Origin of the sequence: Streptomyces tsukubensis (assembly GCF_003932715.1) — a bacterium.
Classification (GTDB): domain Bacteria; phylum Actinomycetota; class Actinomycetes; order Streptomycetales; family Streptomycetaceae; genus Streptomyces; species Streptomyces tsukubensis.
The window spans coordinates 5,570,054-5,592,563 of the sequence record NZ_CP020700.1; the positions used below are offsets into that span (position 1 = coordinate 5,570,054).

Genomic DNA, 22,510 nt, shown 5'->3' on the forward strand with positions numbered 1-22,510 from the left:
CCCGTGCGGGGGGACGTTCGTATACGCGTTCACCCCCCGGTGTCGGAAGTATGCATGGACGCTTCCGGGCTGCTCAACAGCGGGTCGGTAACGAGTCGGTGCGACGTCCGGGGCGGAAGTGAAGGCTCCGCGCGGCCGGTCCGGGAGACCGGCGGGACGGAGCCGCCGCGGTTGGCGGCGGCTCCGCCCCGAGTCACGTGATCATGATCGGAGCCGGCCCGTGGGCCGGACCCGGCTCAGCCGCCCAGATAGGCGTTGATGACGGTCACGGACCCCTTGTTGCCCTGCCGGTCGACGACCTCGCCGCGGAACGAGATCCCCTTCCCCTTGGCCGGGTTGGTGACGGTCACCTTCCCGCCCTTGACCGCCAGCGGCCGCCAGGTGAGGCCCTCGTCGTACGACACCTCGGCCGTGAGCGATTTCAGGTTCTTCCCGGACTTCCCGTTCTTCCCTGCCGCCGCGCCCTGGACGAGGAGGGGGAAGGTCTGGGTACGGCCCGCGGGGGCGGTGGCGTCCGGTCCGGCCTCGGCGGCGAACCGTACGACCGACACCGGCAGCCAGGTCCGCTCCGTGGAGTGGGCGGACGGGAAGGTCCACTTGCCCTCGACCCGGGTGGCGGCGGTGGCGACGGACGTCGGCCGCTCGTACTTCGTGGCCAGGGTGTAGATGCCGGGCTCGGCCGGGACCTCCATCCAGTGCCTGCCCGTCAGCGGATCGTCGGTGCGGCCGACGAGCACTCCGTCCTTGTGGAGTGTGGTGTCGGCGGTTCCGGTGCGCGGGAGTCCCGGATTGCCCTCGCCGTCCCCGACGAGGGGGATCCGGCCCTGAATAGAGTTCCTTTCGCGCAGCACGCCGTACCCCGGGGCCAGCGTCGGCGCCTGGGCTCCGGTGTTGAGCGTTACGGTGTGGGGCTTTCCGGGGGTGAACCGCCGTGGTACGGCGAGCTGGTGCTCGACCTCCCCACGCGGGGCGGTCGGTGAGCCGTACTGGACGTGCTTGAAGCTCCAGGCTGCGCTGTCGGGCGCCGACACCCGGACGGTGCGTTCACCGGGGCTGGGCAGCGCGGGCAGTTCCAGGCCCGGACGGACACCGGTACCGGGCAGTTGGCCGCCGACGGTCAGCGTATGGGTCTTCCCGGCCGCCGATGCCTCGGAGCGGACCGTGACGGCCGCCAGCTCACCCTCGGTGAACTGCTTGGTGTAGCCGGTCGACAACCGGTCCACCAAACCGCCGCTGATGGTGTGGATGCTGCTCCCGGCTGTCCGCCACTCGCCGCGCAAGACCTGTGACAGTGGATGCTCGGGGGTGCCGCCGCCGATCTGTGCGGTGCGCAGTCCCTCGAAGCTCTCCTGCAGGACCCCGTGGTCGGAGGCGTAGCCGGGGGCGTCCAGGCTGATGCCCAGACCGGCGAGCACCGGGACGGCCGTGGCGTCCGGGACGTCGATTTTCACCGGCTTGGTGGCCCGCGAGTCGAGCGTTAGTACGAGGGGCCTGTCGACCACCACACGGGGCTGCCACATCAGGTCCTGGGCGCGGCGCGTGTCGCTGCCCGTACTGCTCCCGTCCAGGAAGTAGTCGCCCTTTGGCAGCCGGAGCGTGACGCTGCCCGTACTGAGGTCGGGCCGCTGGTACAGACCCTTTCCGAGGCCCGAGTATCCGAAGAGGTTCGCCGTGGCCCGGGTGTCCGGGCTGCCGTCACGGGCGACGGCCTTCAGCGTGACGTCGTACGACTCGATCTCACGCTCGACGGTCACATGGGTGCGGAAGGTCCGCCCGCCACCGGTCGCGGTGACGACAGCCGTGTAACGGCCCTCACCACCGCCCTCGATCCGGGTGTCCGTGGTGAGATTCACGGAGGCGGTACCGCCCGCGGGGACGGTGAGCTGCCGGGAGCCCAAGGCGAAGAACCCGGCCGGCACGGGCTTGCCCGAAGGGCTGGTCGCGCCGGTGAGTTCCAGGTCGAGGGTGACCGGGACCGTGCCGGTATTGCGGTAGGTGACCTTCTTGGTGAGCGGGGTGTTGTCGTGGTGCGGCCATACCTGCTTGCCGAAGTACACCGCCGTGGTCTCGGCGAACAGGGGCAGGTCGAGTGCCCGGTCGACGGCGATCCGGCCGGTGCCCTGCTCGTCCCGGGTGTACGGGCCGGGCTCGGCCGAGCCCATCAGCGCGGCCTTCAGCGCGGCGCCGTTCCAGGTGGGGTTCTTCTGCTTGAGCAGTGCGGCGGCTCCCGCGGCATGCGGAGCGGCCATCGAGGTGCCGCTCTTGGCGGCATAACCGGCCTGGCCGTTCGCGGTTGGTACGGCGGCCGTCACGTTCACCCCCGGAGCGGTGACATCGGGCTTGAGCAGCCCCTCGTACCGCTCCGGTCCCCGGGCGGACAAGTCGGCGAGCTTGTCGCCGTGGTCGACGGCGCCGATGGTCAGGGCGGCTTCGGCGCTGGCGGGTGTGGCGATGCCGTCATGGCCGGGGCTCAGGTTTCCGGCCGCGACGGCGAAGAGCACGCCCTTCTCCGCTGAGTACCGGTTGACCGCCTCCTCCACCGGGTCGATCTCGGGCCCGTTTTCCCTGCCAAGGCTCATATTGACGATGTCCGCGCCCTGGGCGACGGCCCAGTCGATGCCCGCGATGATGCCCGACGTCGTGCCGCCCCACTCGTCGAGCACCTTGCCGTTGAGCAGCGTCGCTCCCGGGGCGACGCCCTTGTACTTCCCGTTCGAAGCGGCACCCGTACCGGCGGCGATGGACGCCACATGCGTCCCGTGGTTATACCCGTCCCGGGTGTCCGGGGAATCGGTGAAGTTCCGGGCCGCGGCGATCTTGCCCGCCAGATCGGGATGGGTGTCGTCCATACCGGTGTCGAGCACGGCGATCTTCACACCTGCGCCGTCGTACGACCGCGCCCAGGCCGCCGGGGCGCCGATCTGCGCTGTCGACCGGTCCAGGCTCGGTGTGACGATCGCGTCCAGCCAGATCTTCTCGACGCCCGGCGCGACGGCCGCGCCCTTGGCCGCCCCCTTGGCCTTGCCCGTACGACCGGTGAGGGCGTCCCACAGGGCGGAGCCGCGCTCCGGATCCGTGGACACGGCCTCCGCGTTCACTGCCGGGAGGGCCCGCTGGACCGCGGCCCGGTCCGCCGCCCGTACCCCCGCCTTGGCGGCGGCCGCCTGCCGGCCCTCGTAGGTCACGAGGGCTCGGGCGCTCTTCCCGTACGCCTTGCGGGCCTCGGGCCGGGTCAGTTCGGTGAGGTCGAAGAGGGTTCGGTCGACCTTTCCGGCGGCGATCAGCGGTTCGGCGTCGCGCGGGATCACAAAGGTCCGGCCGTCGAAGGTACGGGTCCGGAAGGTCGTCTTCTCCCGGCCCTCGGCGGGCTGCACCCGGGCGACCCGGCCGTTCTCGTCGACGGTGACCCGGTCACCGGTGATCAGGGTGACGGTCTGCCGGGTCCCGGTCGCCGGGGCGGGGGTCTTGGGAGCGCCCGCCCGGGCTTTCTTCTGGGTCTCGGACCGGCCCGGGCGGTCGTCGGCCCCGGCCGTGGCCGATGCGCCCGCGACCATGGCGAGGGCCAGGACGGCCGCCGCCGATGCGGAGGTCCGTACCCGGTGGTGTTGCTGATGATGTCGTCGTTGCCGCAAGTCTCCTCCAAGGGAGAGGGATTGGCAGTCGGGGACAGGACGAGCCGGCTCATCGGCGTCCGAGGGCTGCCGGTGGGGCAGTCGCGCTCCCTCGGAACCCCTGGAGTATTGCGGCGCCGACGGAACGAACTCAACGGCTGGGGCCGGTGATAACCAGAGGGGCCCCCACGCATTTCCGTGACGCACACCGGCGTCGAATACTCCTTTACGGAAGGGGTCGAAGATCGCCGCGACAGTGCCGAACTCCACCACCGCGAAAGGGAATGCGGGACGGTATTGCCGACCGCCCGCTCGCCCTGCCCGTACGCTGCCGTAAATCTCCCGTACACCACGCTGAACAGGGGTGACGCGGTTGATTCGATGCATCGTGAAGGGACGCTGCACCAAGGGCTCCGCCGTCCGAATTCCGTGTCACACTCCCTGACACACTGTTTTCAACGGGCGTGCGGGGAGTGCGTCCGAAGGGGGAGTTCTGCAGTGCGTCACACCATGAAATCCGGCAATTCCCGGGGCCGTCGGCTCCGTGTTCTCAGGGGCGCGGTGCCCGCCGCGGCGCTGGCGGGGATGCTTGCCGCCGCCCCGGCCCACGCGGATGGCCCCGGCGGCCCCTCCGCCCCCTCAGGCAAGGCGGCGGCCACCGGTTCCGTACCGGCCGCGGCGGCGGACGCCGACCCCGCCGTCCCGTTCGCCAAGGTCGTCCCCGACTCGGGCGCGATCCACCTCACCGAACCCCTGACCGTCGAAGTGGAGTTCCACAACACCCTCTCCACCCCGATCACCGACAGCTTCATCGTGGCGGTGGGCCTCCGGCTCGCGCCCCCGGCAGCCGCGCTGACCCCGCAGCAGGTGAAGGCCGAGTGGTACGACTCCGGGGCCTCGACCTGGCGGACGGTCGAACTCACCCAGGGTGCGACGGCCCTCAGCGGCTTCCTCACCGTCGACGGCGGACTGCCGTCGGTCGGTTCGATCCCCGCGAAGGGGGTCGCCAAGGTACGGCTGCGGCTCACCCTCGACCAGGCCGTGCCGGTCGGCGAGAAGCTCCAGTTCGTGGGCCAGGGGCTGATCCAGTTCTTCCCGGGCACGGAACCGGTGCTGTTGATGGACGGCAAGGCGTCGTACGACGTCACCGCGGCCCGCCCGACGCCCACCCCCACTCCGACGTCCACCGGCAGCGGGGGCCCGAAGCCGACGCCCTCGCAGACGCTGCCGGTGATCCCGTCAGGCGACCCGAGCGACCCGAGCGACCCGAGCGACCCCGCGCCGAGCGGCGATCCGTCGACTACTGCACCTGCGGCGCCCGGCGGTGGCGCCCTGCCCCAGACGGGCGGTGACACGGCCCGCGAAGAACTGGCCGCGACCGGGGCGCCGACGCTGCTCCTCGCCCTGGGAGCGGCGGGGACGGCGGGAGCGGGGGCGGCGCTGGTACGGATCCGGGCGGGCGCCCGCGGCCGTACGGGCGGACCGGCCCGGCGGGGTGAGCACCGATGACGGACCCCTCGGGCGCCCGCGCCGGTGCCGACACCCCCGCCGGTTCCGGGATCCGTACCGGAGCCGATGTCCTGCGGGACGTCGTCGCGGCCCTCGCCCCGGCCGAACTGCCCCGGCTCGACGAGGCCCGCCGCACCTACGCCGATGACCCCTATCCGCCGCAGCGCGTGGAACGCGGGGGAGGGGGCGTCCTCACCGCCGGGGTCGACACGGCCGTACTGCTGCCGGTGCTGGTCGCCTTCGTCGCCCAGTTCCTCGCCGATGTCGCCGTGGACGCGGTCCGCAGGGGCGGCGGGGCGCTGTCCCGGCGCAGGGCGCGGCGCCGGAGGCGGCGCGAGGGAGCGGACGAACGCCGCGCGGCCCTCACGGACGCGGCACCGGACGTCACGGCGCTGCCCGTCGACGACCTGCTCCGGTGGGCCCGCGAACACGCCCGCGACTGCCGCCTGTCCGCGCCGGATGCGGACCGCTGCGCCCATGTGCTGATCGTGGCCCTGAACCCGGCGCCACCGGAGGACCGGCCCGCGACCGATCCGGAGCCCCCGGCGGGCGAACCCGCGCCGGACGGACCTCAGCCCCCTCCCGGGACCTGACACCCGTCAGGCGCGAGGAGCGGGCGGACCGGGCGAGCCCCCGCTCGGTCCCGGCGCCGGGCCACCCGCCGACCGTCTCCCGCCGACCGTCTCTCGCCGACCGTCTGTCACCGGCCCTCCGCCACCGGCCAAAAGGCGCAGGTCCGGGCACGCGACGCCCGGCATTCGCACCCCGTCCGGCATCACAAAGGAATCGCAACCTCTCGCCATGGCCAGAGCACCAGCCCGCCCCGGGGGGCCCGCTCACCGCCCCCGTTCCGTACCCCCGTCCGAAGGCCCCGGCGCCGTCCCCGCGTCCCTGATCGCCGCCGCACGCCTGCCGCAGCCGACCACGACCCGGCTCGTCCAACTGGTCGTCGTCGCGGCGGCGGGTGCCGCGTTCGCCGCCTGGTGGTGGCTGGTCAAGGAGCGCGACCACTGGCCCGGCGCCCAACTCGACTGCGTCCCGGGCCCGGTGCCGCCCGGCCGGGACCCGATGGAAACGGTCACCGGCTTCACGCGCTGCGTCGACGGCGTACGGCTCGACCAGGCCCTGGTCGTCCTCTGCGGCCCCCTCGCCCTGCTGCTCTTCGCCCTGCTCGCCGGAGCCCTGGCCCGGGCCCGGGCACTGTCCCCGCGGCGCACCCGCCCGGCGGGCCCGGAGATGGCGGCCCGGCTGGCTGCCGTCGTCCCCGAAGGCGCCGCCCGGCAGCCCCTTCTGCTGATCCACCGCGGTCGGGGTCGCGGTGGCGGACTGGGCCTCGGTGCCCGGGCCGACGGTACGGTCCGCCGCCCGCGCGTCGTCGCCGGTGCCGGGGCGCACCTCCAGCCGGAACGCGATATCGGCGCACTGCTCCGGCACGAGGCGGCCCACATCACGGCACGGGACGTCGGCCGGGTCCGGATGGCCATCGCCGCCTGGTGGATCCTGCTCGCCGGGGTCACCGTCCCGCTCGCCGCCGAACTCGCGCTCCGCCCCGGGGACATCGGCGGCGCGGTCTCCCTCCGGCTCGCCGTGGTCCTCGCCGTGTTCGGGCTGACGCTCTGCGGGGTGCTGCGGATCCGGGAACACGACGCGGACGTCCGGGCCTCCGCCGACCCGCGCGACGGCGGAGCCGTAGCGGCGTACATCGCCCGGGACCGGCCCCCGACCCTGCGCCGCCGGATCCCGCACCTCCTCGGCCTGGCCACCCACCCCACCCGCGCCGCCCGGCTCGCGGCCCTCGACCGGCCCGCGCGGCTGTGGGGGCTGTCCGTACCCGAGAGCCTGGCCACCGGCGTCGCGGCCGGACTGGTGTTCACGGACACGGCGCTGCTGATCACCGCGCTCACCCCGGACAGCATCGCCACCGGCTACCGCATCACCGGCGCGCTGACCGGCTGGGCGGTGGCCGGGGTGGTGACGGTGGCGCTGTGGCGGGCCGCGGCCGTACGGCACCCGGACGCTTACGGACTCCGTCCCGCCCTCCGCGGCGCCGCACTGGGCACGGGAGTCCTCGCCGGATCGCAGCTGTCCGCGCGCGCCGCGGGGGACTGGACCGACGCCTTCGCCACGGCGGACGGACTCGCCGCCGACTTCTCCCTCGCCAACGCGACGGCGGGACGCGCCACGGCACTGTCCCTCGCCCTGATCGCGGGCGGTGCGCTCTTCACCACCTGGGCGGCGGCACTCGCCCGCGCCGCCGGGGCGGCACCGCACGGCCCGCGGTCCGGCCCGGCGTGCGCGGCGGCGGTCGCCCTGTCGGGGGCGGTGCTCGCGGTGCCGCTGGGGACGTGGTTCCTGTTCGCCGCGCTCGCGGCGGTGGAGGCGGACTCCGTCCCGTACTGGGGAGCGGTGGACTCCAGGGCATGGGTGATCGGCGGCACGCTGACGCTCTTGGGCGCGCTGGCGCCGTTCGCGCTGACGGCGCTGCGCCGGGTCCGACCGAGGCCGAGGCTCGTACCGGCGGTCGCGGTGGCGCTGTTCGTGCTGCCGACGGCGGCCGTGTGGATCCCGCTGGCAGGTTCGGAGGACACGAGCCCGCGGCGGGTGCTGTTCGGATCCACGGTGCCGACGGCGCCGGAGGCGGTCCTGACCCCGCTCCCTCCCACTCCCTCGCCCGCCCCTCCTCCCTCTGCTCCTCCTTCCCCTCCTCCCTCTTCCCCTCCTCCCCCTTCACCACGGGACGAGGGGGTGACGCACTTGGACGATCTGCCGGTCCTGCCGCCGCCGGAAGCGGAGGGACGACAGCCGGTACGGGACCCCTTCATCGCCTGTCTGGCGCTCAACGTGGGCCGGTCGGCGCTCTGGGTGGACCCGGCGGGCCGTGAGGAGACGGCGGAGCTCCTCGCCGAGGTCGACGACACGGTGCTGCGGGCGGTCTCGGCCGTACTGCGGCGCGCCCACCCCGCGCCGGTGCACAGCGATGTGCAGCAGGCGGCGATCCTCCGCTGCGACCTGTTGCGCCGCTATGCGCGCTGAGGGGCCGTGTCCCGTACACCCGACAACCGATCACCCGTCAGGAGACGATCATGCAGCCGACCACACCGGTGACCGCGCGGGCCCGGCTCCGTACCGCGGCCGTCCCCGCGCTGGTGACCCTGTTACTGGCCGCCGCGGCCGGCTGCGGGGGAGGAGGAGACAAGGACGACGGGGCGGACAGGGTAGGGGCGAGCGAATCCGCCCCCTTGGACCCGCCGCCGCAGCCGAGCAGCAGCGGATCGCCGTCCGCGACGGAATCCACAGTGCCGCCCCCGCCCCCACCCTCGACCGCACCCCCGCCTCCGACACCGGGTCCTCAGACATCTTCACCGCCCTCACTGCCTTCACCGCCCTCACTGCCTTCACCGCCTTCATCTCCGTCACCGCCGTCACCACCCTCACCGCCGTCGGCAGCCCGCCTGACCAGTGCCCTGCTCCCCACGAGCCGGCTGCCCGCCGGATACATCCGTACGACACTGCCCAGCTATCCGCCGAACCGCTCAGGCCGCCCCGACTGCGTCCAGCGCCTCAACGCGCTGGAGCTCAACCGCACGACCCACCCCGGGGCGGTCGAGTCCCGGGCGGCGTGGGCGCAGAGCCGGAGCGGCCCCTTCCTCCAGGAGGTCCTGCGGTGGTACCCGAAGGGCGCGGCCCGGGCCCAGGTCGACAACGCGGCCCGCGCGTTCGCCGGCTGCGGTACGTACACCCTGGCCTGGCCGGACGGCGATACGGCGCAGCAGACGGTGACGCCCCTCGGACCGGCCGGGATCGGGGAGAAGTCGTGGCACGCCCGAGTGACGGTGAAGTACGCGGCGGCGACGGTGGAGGAGACGCTGGTCCTGGTCGTGGTCAGGAACTGTCTGATCGTCCTCAGCCATCTGGGCAGCCCGACGGCGCCCGCCCGCGCCCAGACCCTCTCCCTGGCCGGGGCGGCGGCGGCCAGGGTTCCCTGACCCTTCAGTCGAGCGGACCGGTACGCTCCCCGATCCGGTAGGCGGCGCTGAGCCGGACATGTTCGATCATGACGCGCTCGGCGGTGTCGCCGTCACCCGCTTCGACGGCGTCGAGGATCCGGGCGTGGGCGTCGACGATATGCCGCTGCACATGGTTGTCGTCTAGCCAGAGGGAAGCGTCCTGCGGTACGGGGTAGCTGTTGCGGATGGCCCGCGCCTGCTCACCGAGGAAGGCCGGGCCGCCGATGTCCGCGATGGCGAGATGGAGATGGCGGCTCAGCTCGCCGAGGCGTTCGCGCCGCCCGGCGGCGATGTCGTCGACCATCGACCGGTGGACATCGCGCAGTCCGGCCAACTGCTCGGCGGTGATGCGCCCCGCCGCGAGCCGGGCGCCGAGCCCTTCGACGACGGCGCGGACGTCGTAGTACTCGACGAGGGCCTCGTCGCTGAGGTCGATGACCGTGGCGCCGTGATGGCTCTCGTAACTGATCAGCCGGTCCTTCTCCAGTCTGCGGAGGGCCTCGCGCACGGGGGTGATGGAGACCCCGAGCCGCTCGGCGACCGGGGCGGCCCGGAGCGGGGAACCGCCGGGGATCCGGGCATTGCGGATATCGTCGAGGAGCACGTTGTACACATAGTCGGCTTTGCTCTGAGGTGCCGTCCGCCGCTGTCGCACGCCAACCGCCCTTCCGGCAGCCCGCCGTGTCCGAAACTGTGCGCAGTTGTCAGTGTCCGTGTGAGTCCGTGTGAGTCCGTATCGGTCCGTGTGTGTCCGTGTGTGTGCCGCCGCCCAGTATCCCGTACACCGGTAAAGCCTGTGGGTCTGCCGAGCGCCGCCTTCCGTAACACGTGCACTGCATAGGACTGTTGACCGAACGGGAGTAGTAGCGTGACGGGGCCGGGGACGGTGAAACGGGTGGGGGAGACCACCGGCCCCGTCCGCCGCCCGAGAACTCGACGACCGGCTCCGCCGGCCCGCGCACGCCGTTCCCCGGCGGTATCGCGGATTTGCGAGAGAGGCAGTGCCTTTGATCCCACTGATCTGCACGGACACGGTCCCGGAGCACGAGCGCGTCGACTGGTTCACCGATACGGTCGGCCGTCTGATCGCGCCGGTACGGCTGAGCTGCCCCGACCCCGGCATGTTCCGGGCCCGGGTGGGCACCCTCGACCTCGGCGCCACCGCGTTCTCCCTCTTCGACCACACCCCGCTGCGCTCCTTCAGGACCCCTTCCCTGATCCGTCTGCACGACCCGGAGCACTATCAACTCGCCCTGGTCACCTCCGGATCGGCGGTCCTGACGCAATGCCGGCGGACCGTATCCCTCACCGCCGGGGACTGGGTGCTCTTCGATACGTCGCACGAGTACGAGACGGAGACCACGGACCGCAACGGCTTACGCCATCTGCTGCTCCGGCTGCCGCGCCACTCGGTCCCGCTGCCCCCCGACCGTATCGACGCCCTCCTCGCCACCCGCCTCAGCTGCGGCGGAGGCATCGGGGAGGTCCTCCGCGGCCATCTGCTCTCCATCGCCCGCCACGGCGGCCGCCTCCGGGCCGGCGACACGGAACGCCTGAACGCCGTCACCAGGGACCTGGCCGTCGCCTTCCTCGCCCACCACCTGGACCGGCAGCGCACCCTCCCCGACGAGGCCCACCGCACCTCGCTGCTGACCCGCATCGACTACTTCATCGACGTGAACCTCACCGACCCCGGCCTCACCCCGGCCGCGATCGCGGACCACCACCGCGTCTCGGTCCGTACCCTCCACGCCCTCTTCGAAAGCCGCCGCACCACCGTCGCGGCCACCATCCGCCGCCGCCGACTGGAACGCTGCCGCCGCGACCTGAGCGACCCCGAACTGGCCTCCCGCCGCATAGCGGACATCGCGGCCCACTGGGGCTTCACGAACCCGTCGGTCTTCAGCCGCACCTTCCGCGCCACGTACGGCGCCACCCCCGGCACCTACCGCCGCAAGGAACTCCCCACCCAACGAGGGGAACGCCACCGCCGCCGACACGGCCACGGCTAGGACACCGCAGCACTGAGCCCCGCAGGCTGCCGGCGCAGTGCAGTACCCGGGCAGCAGGCCGCGGCCGGAGCCCCGAATCGGGGCCCCGGCCGCGGGACGGTGCACGCCTTCGACCGTGGCTGCGACCACGACGGCGCTTCTCGGAACCTACGGCCGGCCGAGATGCCGACCGGTCGGCCGACTAATCCAGCTCGGCGAGCAGCTCCGCCTCGTAGATGCGTTGGGCTCGCGGCCGGACCGGCTTCCACACCGGCCCGAGCCGCCCATCGGCCGGCTGAGGTACCGGCTTGGGTACCGGACGCGGGTTCCGGCGGCGGCGCGGCGGCACCGTTGCCTCCGGGCGGCCCGCCGCCGGGCGCCGCAGGTTCTTCGGCGCCTTCTTGTGCTGGGTGAATGTCATGCAGTTCTCCTGTTGGGTCGTTCGAACAGGTCACCGGACACGGGTTTCCCTTCGGCGTCCCGAAGGGCCGACCCGCGCGAAGGCGCTTACAGGCCCGGGCCTGTCGGGCCTTCTGCCCGGTGCGTTGGGGGGAGTGACCGCAGATTGGCAGATCGTCTCTGAATTCGCCAAGTTCCGAGCGTTAGTTGACCGTTACTCGGCATCTCGGGTGGCATGGCAGACTCTTTGCCGCAGATAGGCACACGCGGTGGCACTCTGTGCCGGCATGGGGAGCTGAGGGCAGTGGAATTTCGTGTACTGGGTCCGGTTGGTGTGCTGCGTGAAGGCAGTCCGGTTCAGTTGAAACCGAAACCCTTGCAGATGCTGACCGTACTGTTACTGACGCCCGGGCATCATGTGTCGCATCAGGTTCTGACACGCTACCTCTGGCCCCGGGACGAGAAGCCGAATCCCGGCCGGATCCGGCAGTGCTTTCATCAACTCCGGCGCTCGGTACCGGAAATCTCCCAGGAGAACGAGCGCGGATCCTGCAGGATTCAGGTCGATCCGCAGAGCATCGACCTCCTGCGCTTTCAGGGGTTCCGCGAGGCCGCCCGAGCCACGGAGAACGTGCAGGCGCGGTGCGAGGCTCTGCGGTCGGCACTCGCCGAAGTGAGAGGGACGCCGTTGGAGGACCTGCCCGGTGAGGGATTTGCGCGAAAGCGGTCCGACCTCGTCACCGATCTCAGGGAACTCACCGTCTCCTGCGTTCAGGCAGAGCTGGACTGCCATGAGGCGGAATCTGCTCTGGAACGCGTCGAATCGGCTCTTGAGTACTGGCCGGACAGTGAGAGGCTGCTGGCCCTGAATGTCAGGGCTCTGCGTCAACTCCGCCGGGAAGACCTCATAGCTCCGCTTCTCAGCCGCTGGGAGATGCGTTTCAGCCGCTCCACGACCCATCTCCTGCTTGCCGATACGGCACAGGGCGAGGAGGTGAATACCCGGCCTGCCGGAGCCGCGCCGGGCCCATTCCGGTCAAAGCCCCGCCAGCTCCCCGCCGCGGCCACTGATCTGATCGGACGCCGTGCTGAACAACGACTGATTGAACAGGTCGTCCTCGGAAACACTGCCGGGCGCAGCCGAATCGTCGTGATCGGCGGCCAGCCGGGGGCCGGGAAGACCTCTCTCGCGGTACGTACGGCAAACGTCCTCGAACGACATTTTCCCGATGGCACCCTCTACGTCGATCTGCGCGGCTACTCACTGGAGGAGCCGGAGACCCACTGGCGCATTCTGGCGCGATTCCTGAACGACCTCGGGGTCCGTCCCACCACCCCGACGGAGGACGGCATGGTGGCCGCGTACCGGGCCGCCCTCGCGGACCGCGCTGTTCTGCTCGTCCTGGACAACGCCTGCGACGAAGGGCACGTACGACACCTCCTGCCGGGGCCGGGAGCCAGTGCGGCGGTGGTCACCAGCCGCCGTCAACTGCACGGACTGGCGATCAGAGAAGGCGCCGAGCTGGTCACCATCCAGACCCTGGACCATGCCGAATCGGCGGCGCTGCTCAGGGCGAGGCTCGGCGACGACCGCATGGGGATGGCCGCCCCCTTCGTCGAAGACGTGATCAAGCACTGCGGCGGTCAACCCCTGGCACTGACCATCGTCGCTGCGCGGATCGCGGAACACCGGCCTGCGGCGATCGCGGACATCGTCCGTGACCTCTGCCGGGAGAGCACCAGACTCCGTTCTCTGGACCTCGGCACGGACAATCTCAGCGTACGCATGGTGCTGGAGACCACACACAGCCGACTGCCGCAGCCTCAGGCGCAGCTCCTCTGGCAGCTCGCGGTGCATCCGGGCCCGACCATCAGTCACGCGGCCGTCCGGGCGATCGCCCCCGACGACACGGTACGCACGGGTGGTGCGCTCGAAGGCCTGATCCGGATGCACCTGGTCGACGAGCCCGTGGACGAGCGCTACTCGCTGCACGATCTGATCCGCCTCTACGCCCGTGAGATGGCCGGCCGGCGGGACGAGAACGAGCGGGCCGCCGTGGTGGACGGCATGCTCTCCTTCCTGCTGCACAACGCCTGGTCCTGCGACCGGCGGCTGGACCCGGACCGCAGGCTGCCCATCGACGAGCCGCGCAGGGGTACGGTCGTCGCTCCCCATGACTCCGCGGCGGCCATGAAGTGGTTCGAGGCGGAGTACCCGACGCTGACGGCCGCGGTCCGCATGGCCCGCGATCACGGACTCGACCGCTTTGCCTGGCTGCTTCCCATGACCATGGTGACTTTTCAATGGCGTACGAACCGCTATCTGGATGCGCTCGGCCAGTTGAACCATGCCCGGGAGGCCGCGGAACGGGCGGCCGATCCGGCCGATGTCGCCATGATCCACCGGATGCTCGCCGGTACCCATCGCGGTCTGGGCGATCGCAACCAGGCGGCACGGGAGCTCCGCTCCGCCGTTCTGCTGAGCGAGCGCGACGGCGACACCTTCAGTGCCGCCCTGAGCCGGCACGCCCTCGGTGTGCTGCTGCGGGAGAGGGGCGCACCTGCCGAGGCGGAGGAGCAGTTCCGTGCCGCCCTGGCCGTCTTCGAAGACCTGGGGGACCGTTTGGGGAAGGGAGCAGCACTGTGCGGACTGGGGAACGTCCGCCACGACCTCGGGCAGTACGACGAAGGCCTTGAATACTGCCTTCGGGCGCTCGCAGTGCTGCACGGGACGGACGATGTCAACGGCCGGGCCCATGTGCTGTACAGCATGGGCCGGATCCGCCGGGCGAAGGAGGAGCACGGTGCAGCCGTCGACGACTTCTCCGCAGCCGTCGATCTCTACCGCTCCCTCGCCTATGCGAGCAGAGAGGCCAAGGCGCTGATCCGCCTTGCCGAAGCGCTGGAAAGGGCGAATCGTCCCGAGGAGTCGGAAGGAGCCTTGGAACGGGCCCGGCTTCTGCTGCAGGAACTGGGAGAGCGCGATATCGCCGGAGCGTTGGAACGGATTCGGCGACGATTCTGACCCTCAGAGGGTGTCGGCGGCTTCCGCACGCGGGGGCAGCGGCAGCACGTACTCCTCTGCCTTCTCGGCAAGGTGCAGAGGGAGGGGCTTGGCCAGCGCGTCCGGGTAGTCGGCCGCCTGCCGGAGCTGATGGGCGAGGAGCGCGTAGGCCGCGGGCTCGTCCCCGTCCTCGCGGTGGCAGCCGAGCACGGTGATCTCGGCCAGATGCGGATTCCAGGCGGGCACTTCCGTATCCAGGACCAGTTCGCCCTTTCTCCGCCCCTGGGTGACCGGACGCGGGGCCAGCTTGTCCGCCCGGACCGCGCTCTGTCCGAACTGCAAGGCCTTCTCCGTCGTGCTGTAGAAGACCCGGGGATCGTTGCCGTTCCCGGCCCCCGTGGCCGGGTCGGGACCCCAGAGCCCGGCGCTCAGTCCGTTGACCCCGCCGGGGTGCCCCGTACCCCACCACCCCGGGGTCTCATGAGCGTCGCCGCCTCCGTCCCGGACGCGTACCAGCCGGAGATCCGGATCGAGGCCCGCGGCCGGCGCCTGTCCGGACCTGAGCAGATCGCGGCCGACTTGGCCGTCCTGGATCCAGGTCCAGAGCGAACGGAGGTTCTGGGCGTGCACGAACAGTGCCGTGGGGGCCGTACGCAGCGTCGGCAGAACGTGCTGGAGGAAACCCTCCATGGCCCGCCGTTGCTCGTCCCGGAGCCGGACTCCACGGAGGTCGCCGTCCGTCTTCCGCGGCGCTTCGCCGCTGTCTCCGTCCTCCGCCCGGGCGTCGGCCACGGGATCCTCCTCCGGTTCCGTCTCCGCTCCCGAATCCGGGTCCGCGGCGGTCAGGTCCGCGGCGAACTCCTTCAAACGCTCCAGCCCGGTGCTTCGGGTCAGACGGACCAGCATCGCCGGATAAGGCACCCAGTCGGCCTGCTCCAGATCCCAGCCGTGGATCCGGGCCCGCCCGCCGGCGTTGCCCTCGGGTGTCATGAGGAGAGCGACGGGCAGGGGATGACGCAACGCCGTACGAGTGGGTCCGTCACTGCGGCGCTTCACCGCCCAGACCGCGGCGTACCGCAGATCGTCGGGCAGCAGTCCGCCGAGCGAATGCTCCGGCAGCACCCGGACGCCCAATTGCCGGAACCCGTCGAGCCAGCTCATCTGCGCCCGGTGCGAGGCGTTCCGCTCGGTGTTGTACGTCTTGCCGTTCTGCCGGCCGCGGCGGGGCACCAGCACGAACTGGCTCACCACGCCCGCGTCGGCGCAGCCCAGGCGCACGGCGTACTTGGGATCGGCGAGTTCGGTGGCGAAAACACCCTGGTCGATCTCGACGACCGCGAGGGCCGGGCGGTCCGGCAGGGCACCGTCCGCCGAGAGCCACTGCGCGACGGTTCGCCGCCGCTCCATCACACCCTTGACGAACGACTCCCTGACCGTGCGGCCCGTGCCCACGGTGAGCCCGTCCCCCAGACCGGCCGAGGGAAGACAGCGCAGGTGCACCGTCAGCTCGGGGGTCTGCCATTCCAGGACCACGGGGTTGCCGGGGGCAGCGTTGTCGTACGCCGCTTCCGCCTCCATCTCGGTATCGGCACCGGAACCAGGCGCGGCCCCGGCGGCGTGCTCCGGATCACCACCGTCGCCCTTGAGCCCGAGAACCCGGGCCAGGGCGGCGATCGCTTCCCGCCGCATGCGATGAGTGGTCCACACCAGCCGCAGCGTCAGCACCGGCCGGGAGGTATCCACCGGATGGTCGCCGTACCCTTCCTCGGCAAGGAAGCACATCGCGGAAGCAAGGGCGATGCGCCGCTCCTCCGCGGTGCGTGCCCGCTCCGTCTCGTCCGCCTGCTGCCGGGACGGGCGGTTGTGCGGTTGATGCTCTCCGACGGTGCTGCGCCCGAGATCGGGTACGGGCGCCAAGTGCGCCGGGAGCGCTTCCCGGACCCATGCGAAGAGCTGGGAACGCTGGTGCGACATGAAGCCGCGCTCCACGGCGTGCGTCCCCATGGCGGCGCTGTGGACGACGGCAGCGCGTACTCCGGGACCCTCGCCCAGGCGCGCGGCCGGTTCGGTGAGCAGCTCCTCCGGGGAGGGCAGCGGCAAGGACTGGTTCGCAGCGAGAGGCCTGAGCAGTCCGGCCGGATCGTTCTCGTGCCAGACGTGGGAGCCACGATCACGGGCCCACTCCAGCCGGGCGACCGTATAGCGCCCGGTGAGCGGGGCACCGGGCAGCCAGGGCACCGGGCAACGCAGATACACCGAGGTACGGCGGCCGGGCGGGAGGTACAGCCGGCCCGTGGTGCGGGAGGGGTGAGTCGCCCAGCGTCGTACACCGAAGGAGAAGTGGACCCGCGGCAGGGGATCGAAGGGAACGGAGTGCAGCGACAGCCGGATCACCACCGACCACCACCAGACCTTGCCCCCGGCTTCGTGCCTCAACGCCTGTGACATCAGTTCGGCGCCGCGGTCGGCCGGGCCCCGGGGGACGGCGTGGAAGGACAGCAGTTCCCCGCCCGAGTCGTACGGGGGCAGTTGTTCGATTCGTCGCGCAAGCCAGTCCATGGCCAGGCGGTACTGGTACGGCCGGGGCAGAGCGGTACCGCCTTCGCTCGTGGGGCAGCCGAACAGGTCCAGCTCCGTCTCGCGCCAGACGGGCGGGGCGCTGCGCAGCGCACCCAAGGCCTCTGCGACCTGCTGGGGGGCGCTGACCCTCGGGAGCGTCCCCACCCAGAGGTTGAGCATGCCCTCCAGGGCTTCGGGCGGGAGGGGGTCGGGGATGTCCCGGGGGACGAGGAACCAGTAGTCGTGGGCCGGTCCACCGGGTTCGGTTCCGGTGGGGCGCGGCAGTGTGCAGAGCTCCGGACAGAGAGTGGTCAGGGCCCTGTCGAGCCGTCGGGTGGGGACGGTGCGCCAGGGTGCCGCCTCCGGATCCCGCCCGTGGTTCACGAGTTCGAGCAGTGCGGTGTTCCACAGTTCGGGCCGCTCCATGGCGCGGTAGCCGATCGTGAGCGGCTCCGCTCCAGGGGCGGGCCGGGCAGCGGATCGGGCGATGCGGGCGTAGGGGATTCCCATGATGGTCCTTCTCGGAGACTGGCTGGGACGGAGAACGGCCGTGTCCGCCGCTGACCACCTCTGGGGTGGACAGCGGTCCGCCGGGTCCGGTTCAGGGCGGGGGCGCCGGCGTAACGTTCAGCTCCACCAGCGCCTTGTACAGCGGCTCGTACAGGGTGCGAACCAGTTCGGCGTCCGGACCTTTGTGCTCGGTGAAGTACGGCTCCAGTACCCGGCGCAGCCGTACCAGCAGTCCCGGGTCGCGCCGCGGGCGCCGGGGTGCCCCTCCTCCTGCCTGCTCGGCCGCGAGGTCGGGGGCGAATGCGGCGTCGACGAAGACCACCCGGGCCGGTACCCCGCCGCGGACCAGCCGGCCGATCACCTGCCAGAGGGTGACCAGCTGATCCCAGGCGAAGGACTCCTTCTCGTGCTCTTCCAATCGCGAGTAGACGTAGCGGCGGGAGACCAGTCGGCGCCACTCGCCCCGGGCCTTCCGCCGGAACTCCTGCCCGGCCTCGTCCAGTCCGGCGGAGTCGGCAACGAGACCGCTGAAGGTTCCGCCGTGGGCATCGGGCCGGTCCCGGACGAAACGGGTGGCCCAGTCGTTGATTGCGAAGACCGACAGATAGAGGTCGTCGGGGCGGGGATGGGGACGGGAGAGGAAGAGCACGGTCCCGAAGGCGGCCTTGCCCTGCTTGTTGAGGATGTTGTGACCGCGTTCCACCGCCAGCAGCGGGGCCACCAGCAGTTGAGCCTCGGGGTCTTCGGCGAAGGAGGCCAGGTCGCCGCGGCGCACCGAGGTGACCGTGGTGCTGTCGTCGGCCGTGGCCGGCGGCGGCTCGTCGAGTTCCGCGTCGTCGGCTGTCAGTACGCGTACCCTGCCCTGCCAGCGTTTGACGGCATGCAGTTGTTCCGCCGCTGCTGTTGCGTCCCGGTAGCTGCCGACCAGAAGGAGTGCCCGCTTCCGCTGTGGGTCGGTGATCTCCTTGAGTTCGTCTTCCAGGGGACTGGTCATACCGGGGCGGGGCCGCTCCGCCAGTCGCCGGATCATCTGGGCCAACGCCGTCGACCGATTCTCGGGCCGCTGACCCGACAGGGTCAGCGGCTTACGGGTCTCCGGTTCGAAGAGAAAGCCCGTCCGGAACACCGTCTGCCGGATCGCTTCCCGGGCCTTCACGTTCGGTTTGAGGACGACTTGTACCGGGGCGAGCACATGGGCCCTGGTGGACGTGCCTGCCCAACTCGTGCCCGACATCAGCAGGACCCGGGGGCCGTCCGGTTGCGGCGGCCCGCCGCCGTTGCCGAGGCGCGGCAGCCCCAGCAGGAGTTCCCGGCCGATCCCGGCGCAGCGGAAGAAGCGCAGTGTGCCGCTCAGCAGTCCGTCCTTGTCCGGAGACTGGTCGAGCTTGTCGACGAGGTACTGGAACCCCAGCACGTTTCCCATCGGTGCCTCGGGGATGAGCGGCGCGTAGTCCAGCGGCGGTTTGCGGGACAGTTCGTTCCCCGTGGCGTCCAGATGCAGCGCCGCCTCCACCTGGGGCCATAGCCGGGTCAGTCGGTCGAGTCGTCGCTCCAGCGCGTAGAGGAGGAGGGTGAAGGAGAGCCTGCGCACCGAGCGTTTGCGCCAGGCATCGGAGCCGAGGACATCGGCCGGATCGCCGGTGTCTCCGGGGTGCGGACGGCCTGCCGACCCGTCGACAGCGGGTGAACCCTGCAGAAGCCGGTCGAGCAGCTTCAGCACACGGGCGCGGGCCCGCCTTTCGTCCAGCCCGTGCAGCAGGTCGTTCACACACTCCAGCAGCAGCCGGATATCGCCCTCGTAGCTCCCGTTGTTCCCCAGAGGGTCGTCCCGCACCCGGTCGAGAAGGGTCTGGACTTCGTCGCGCCGCTCTGCCCAGGGCTCCTCGCCCGGTAGGCCGGTCGAGACCTCCTGGTCCTCCTCCGCCTGCTCGTCCTCCTCGTAGAGCAGCCGCTCGTCGGGTGTGCCGTCGGGATCGTCGGCGGATCGCCAGGTCGGAAACCACTCGGAGAGGAGCTTCTCCTGAAGCGTCCAGGTGTTGAAGTAGTCGATGTCCACCCATGTGCGAAGCGCGGGATCCGCGATCAGCAGAGCGTAGATCCGGTTGGTGGCTGCCGCGACGATACTCAGCGCCGCGTCCCAGCCCGCGATATCGCGATCGGTGAGCTGAAGTCTGCCCTGCTGGGCCAGCTCGTCGATCTTCTTCGTCTGCACCTGGTCCAGCCAGGACTCCGCCAACCCCTGAGTGACGAGAGTGGCCGACGGAGCGAAGATCTGATCGAAGATCATCTGTACCCGGTCGGCCTCGTCCACGACGATGATGTCGGAGCGCAGACAGGTGAGTTCGAGTTGCCGGATCCGTTCCTCGTTGAGATGCGCGGGTACGGACGACGAGACCAGACTCCACGGGTTGGCGACCCAGATCTCCGCTTCCACCTGGTCCCGGGCCACGCCGTGCCGGGGGCAGCCGCTCCACAGCGGGCATCCGGCGGGGGTGCCGAGGAGCGCCGTCTCGGGCCGGTCGTCCGGCAGGGACTCGTTCCGCCCACGGCGACCGGTCGGGCGGTACGAGGGCGCTCTGCCGGGATCCTCCCCGGACCTGCCGGGTTCCCCTGCTCCGTCGTCCGCGCCCGGGTCCGGCCCCTTCGGATAGAGCCCGGTACACGGTCCGTCCGCGTAACGGAGCGGCTGCGCCTGTTCGTCGCGCAGGGCGTCCACGACACAGACGGTGCTGAGATCGTCGAAGCCCGCAGCATCGTGCAGCAGCAGCCGGTGCTCGCCCTGGGAAGCCAGTCGGCGGTGCAGCCGCTGGATATGCGTCTCCCGCGTGGTCGGCCCGAGGAGCGGTACGGCGCGCAGTCCGAGGGAACGGAAGGTGTCGACCAGCCGGAGCTGCTCGGCCACGTCGCCGACGACCAGGGTGGTCCTCAGAATCGGCGCACCGGGATTCCACCGGTCCCGTGTGGCGGCCCAGACGGCGATGAGGATCATCAGAGTCGATTTTCCGGCGCCCACCATGCCCACGAGGTGGACCAGTTCGTCCAGGCACAGTTCGCCTCCGTCGCGGAACCCGTCCCCGTCCCGGACCGCCAGCTCCAGATCGGCCAGCCGGCTGGACCAGTCGCCGTCGATGAGCTGGTCCATCCAGAGCGCCGTGGCGGCCAGCTCGTGACGGGGCACGGGCAGTGCACCCGAGGCCCGCCGGTCGCTGCCGGACAGCGGATGGCCGGGAACCGGTCCGCCGATCAGCTCAGGGGGCAGGTTCACCGAGCCGACCCGGCCGCGGTCGACGAAGGAGTGCCGGCCTGCCTCGGCAAGCTTCAACGACCGGGTCGAAAAGCCCGGGACGCCGTCCAGTGCGGCGTCGTAGTGCTGGAACCGCCAGGGTGCGACCGCCGGAACGACCTGGCGGAACGCACCGTTCCCATCCGTCACCCGATAGCCGCGCAGCCGCTGCGGCAGCTGCCGGTAGATCTCCAGATACTGCTCCCACAGGCGGTGCCGACGCAGTGTCCAGAGCCGGTGCCGGGCCGCCGTGAGCATGATCTCTTCCTGTTCCCCCACCGGGATCCCGGCAGCACGGGCGAAAGGGTAGCCACCGAGCAGGACCCAGGCGTCCCGTGCCGGCCGCGAGGGATCCAGCCGCTGGAGGAGTCTGAGAGCCAGTTCCACCTGGGCCAGTTGCACCGGCTTCACATCGGGCTGTTCCTCCCGTACCTCACTCCAGCCCGTGAGGTTCTTCGTGACTTCCCGGTGCCAGGTTTCACGGTCACGCATCAGCCGGTCCTCCTCCGGATTCCCTGATGTGCCGTTCCGCACGGAGCAGCAGTTCGCCCTCCGGCAGAAGGCTGATCCCGCCCTCCGGACGAGGGTGGTTGCGGTGGAAGACCGTCAGATAGTCCGGCCGGGCCCGAACCCGGTGCCCGGGTACCACCCAGAGCGTCTCGTGGTGCGGAGGCCCGGCAGGAGCCGGTCCCGCGGACCGGCCCAGCAGCGCGGGATGGGCCCGGTCCTTGATATCGACGGCCCAGCTGCGGCCGTCGGGAAGGCCCACCCGCATGATGTACGCCTCCGTGGTCGGCCACATCGTCACGGTCGCGCCGAGCCGGGTGAGCCGCTTCCTCAGGCCGCGCGCGATCCGGCCGGGCCAGGTGACGAACTGTCGCAGCGGCCGGTCCAGCTGGACGAGACCCTTGCACTGTTCCGGCGGGATGATCCGGTCGATGGGGGGTTCCCCGCTCTCACTGCGGCAGTAGTCGCGTTCGCACCACCAGTCGGCATCGCCCACGGGGGTCAGCAGAGTGCCGCAGCGCCGACACTGTGCACACCCGCGCCCGGGGCGCACAAAACAGGAAGGAACGGGCTGGTAGATGTTTTCGAGCAGCTCCGGCAGCCCCATCAGCGCAGGATTGCTGATCACCTTGAACCACTCCGTATGGGTGAGTACCGGGTGCTCGACCAGCAGCCTGCGGAACGCGCCGTACGACTCGGGGCCGAGGCTCCGGCATCTCTGGAGCGCCCAGCGCAGGACGTCCTGGTGATGCAGGCGTGCCGGGACGTCGGCCTGGTGCGCCCACCACTCGCGTACGAGTTCCGTCGGCAGTCCGGTGTGTTCGTCCAGCAACCGGTCGGCGGGCCCCGCCGCATCCGCCGGGAGGTCGAGAAGCCAGTTGGCCAGCGGACGGTCCCGGCACCAGCTGAGCAGTTCCGGGACGGATCGCGGCGGCTCGGCCCGGCGCAGCAGACAGACCAGAGCCGTACGGTTCAGGGCCTGGTGGACGACGTGCGGATAGGGGAGGCGAAAGGACGACAGCTCGGTGATGTCTTCCAGGGCCACGACGGCACGAGCCAGTAGCTCCACCAGCTCCACACCGGGCTCGTTCTCCCAGTCGGTCGTTGTTCCCGAGGGATGCACGGGCGAG

General features: G+C 71.2%; 12 protein-coding genes. 6 read left to right on the forward strand and 6 right to left on the reverse strand.

Going from position 1 to position 22,510, the window contains the following annotated elements; genetic code table 11:
- Positions 1-236: 236 nt before the first annotated feature.
- On the reverse strand, positions 237-3,632 hold the full coding sequence (locus B7R87_RS23135; RefSeq protein ID WP_040914241.1) for a S8 family peptidase: 3,396 nt from the start codon (positions 3,630-3,632) through the stop codon (positions 237-239).
- Positions 3,633-4,109: 477 nt separating this feature from the next.
- On the opposite strand from B7R87_RS23135, the gene B7R87_RS23140 reads away from it, so the two are divergent.
- The 4 genes from B7R87_RS23140 (at position 4,110) to B7R87_RS23155 (ending at position 9,106) form a co-directional block, all read left to right on the forward strand.
- Entirely contained in the window at positions 4,110-5,120 is a 1,011-nt protein-coding gene (locus B7R87_RS23140; protein WP_153227288.1) for a hypothetical protein, read from the forward strand.
- Entirely contained in the window at positions 5,117-5,713 is a 597-nt protein-coding gene (locus B7R87_RS23145; protein ID WP_006346630.1) for a hypothetical protein, read from the forward strand. The genes B7R87_RS23140 and B7R87_RS23145 overlap by 4 nt, the downstream gene beginning before the upstream one ends.
- A gap of 208 nt (positions 5,714-5,921) precedes the next feature.
- Complete coding sequence (locus B7R87_RS23150) at positions 5,922-8,153, forward strand: M48 family metalloprotease (protein ID WP_130584823.1); 2,232 nt, start codon at positions 5,922-5,924, stop codon at positions 8,151-8,153.
- A gap of 50 nt (positions 8,154-8,203) precedes the next feature.
- Entirely contained in the window at positions 8,204-9,106 is a 903-nt protein-coding gene (locus tag B7R87_RS23155; RefSeq protein WP_107069930.1) for a sensor domain-containing protein, read from the forward strand.
- Positions 9,107-9,110: 4 nt separating this feature from the next.
- Here the strand turns inward: B7R87_RS23155 and B7R87_RS33185 are convergent, their stop codons facing one another.
- Positions 9,111-9,782: a GntR family transcriptional regulator gene (locus tag B7R87_RS33185; RefSeq protein ID WP_040914228.1), complete on the reverse strand. Its 672-nt coding sequence runs from the start codon at positions 9,780-9,782 to the stop codon at positions 9,111-9,113.
- Between the two features lie 352 nt (positions 9,783-10,134).
- Between B7R87_RS33185 and B7R87_RS23165 the strand changes: the two genes are divergently transcribed.
- Positions 10,135-11,139, forward strand: a complete 1,005-nt coding sequence (locus B7R87_RS23165; protein WP_006346623.1) for an AraC-like ligand-binding domain-containing protein — start codon at positions 10,135-10,137, stop codon at positions 11,137-11,139.
- A 181-nt stretch (positions 11,140-11,320) separates the two neighbouring features.
- Here the strand turns inward: B7R87_RS23165 and B7R87_RS23170 are convergent, their stop codons facing one another.
- Positions 11,321-11,539, reverse strand: coding sequence for a hypothetical protein (locus B7R87_RS23170; RefSeq protein ID WP_006346622.1), 219 nt, complete (start codon positions 11,537-11,539; stop codon positions 11,321-11,323).
- Between the two features lie 360 nt (positions 11,540-11,899).
- Here B7R87_RS23170 and B7R87_RS23175 point away from each other — a divergent pair, with 360 nt between their 5' ends.
- Positions 11,900-14,542 carry an ATP-binding protein gene (locus tag B7R87_RS23175; RefSeq protein WP_006346621.1) on the forward strand — a complete coding sequence of 881 codons (2,643 nt, stop codon included), beginning with the start codon at positions 11,900-11,902 and terminating at the stop codon, positions 14,540-14,542.
- 3 nt (positions 14,543-14,545) lie between these two features.
- Here B7R87_RS23175 and B7R87_RS23180 read toward each other — a convergent pair whose 3' ends face one another.
- The 3 genes from B7R87_RS23180 to B7R87_RS23190 form a co-directional block, all read right to left on the reverse strand.
- A complete protein-coding gene (locus B7R87_RS23180; RefSeq protein WP_006346620.1) occupies positions 14,546-17,590 on the reverse strand; it encodes a pPIWI_RE module domain-containing protein in 3,045 nt (1,014 codons plus the stop codon).
- A gap of 91 nt (positions 17,591-17,681) precedes the next feature.
- Complete coding sequence (locus B7R87_RS23185) at positions 17,682-21,365, reverse strand: pPIWI_RE_Z domain-containing protein (RefSeq protein ID WP_006346619.1); 3,684 nt, start codon at positions 21,363-21,365, stop codon at positions 17,682-17,684.
- Complete coding sequence (locus B7R87_RS23190; RefSeq protein WP_006346618.1) at positions 21,358-22,503, reverse strand: pPIWI_RE_Y domain-containing protein; 1,146 nt, start codon at positions 22,501-22,503, stop codon at positions 21,358-21,360. The genes B7R87_RS23185 and B7R87_RS23190 overlap by 8 nt, the downstream gene beginning before the upstream one ends.
- Positions 22,504-22,510: the final 7 nt, after the last annotated feature.

Excerpts from the sequence above, each read along its gene's own strand:
- B7R87_RS23150 (WP_130584823.1), top strand. The coding sequence starts at position 5,922 with ATGGCCAGAGCACCAGCCCGCCCCGGGGGGCCCGCTCACCGCCCCCGT.
- B7R87_RS23175 (WP_006346621.1), top strand. The coding sequence starts at position 11,900 with ATGCTGACCGTACTGTTACTGACGCCCGGGCATCATGTGTCGCATCAG.
- B7R87_RS23145 (WP_006346630.1), top strand. The coding sequence starts at position 5,117 with ATGACGGACCCCTCGGGCGCCCGCGCCGGTGCCGACACCCCCGCCGGT.
- B7R87_RS23185 (WP_006346619.1), bottom strand. The coding sequence starts at position 21,365 with ATGCGTGACCGTGAAACCTGGCACCGGGAAGTCACGAAGAACCTCACG.
- B7R87_RS23155 (WP_107069930.1), top strand. The coding sequence starts at position 8,204 with ATGCAGCCGACCACACCGGTGACCGCGCGGGCCCGGCTCCGTACCGCG.
- B7R87_RS23170 (WP_006346622.1), bottom strand. The coding sequence starts at position 11,539 with ATGACATTCACCCAGCACAAGAAGGCGCCGAAGAACCTGCGGCGCCCG.
- B7R87_RS23180 (WP_006346620.1), bottom strand. The coding sequence starts at position 17,590 with ATGGGAATCCCCTACGCCCGCATCGCCCGATCCGCTGCCCGGCCCGCC.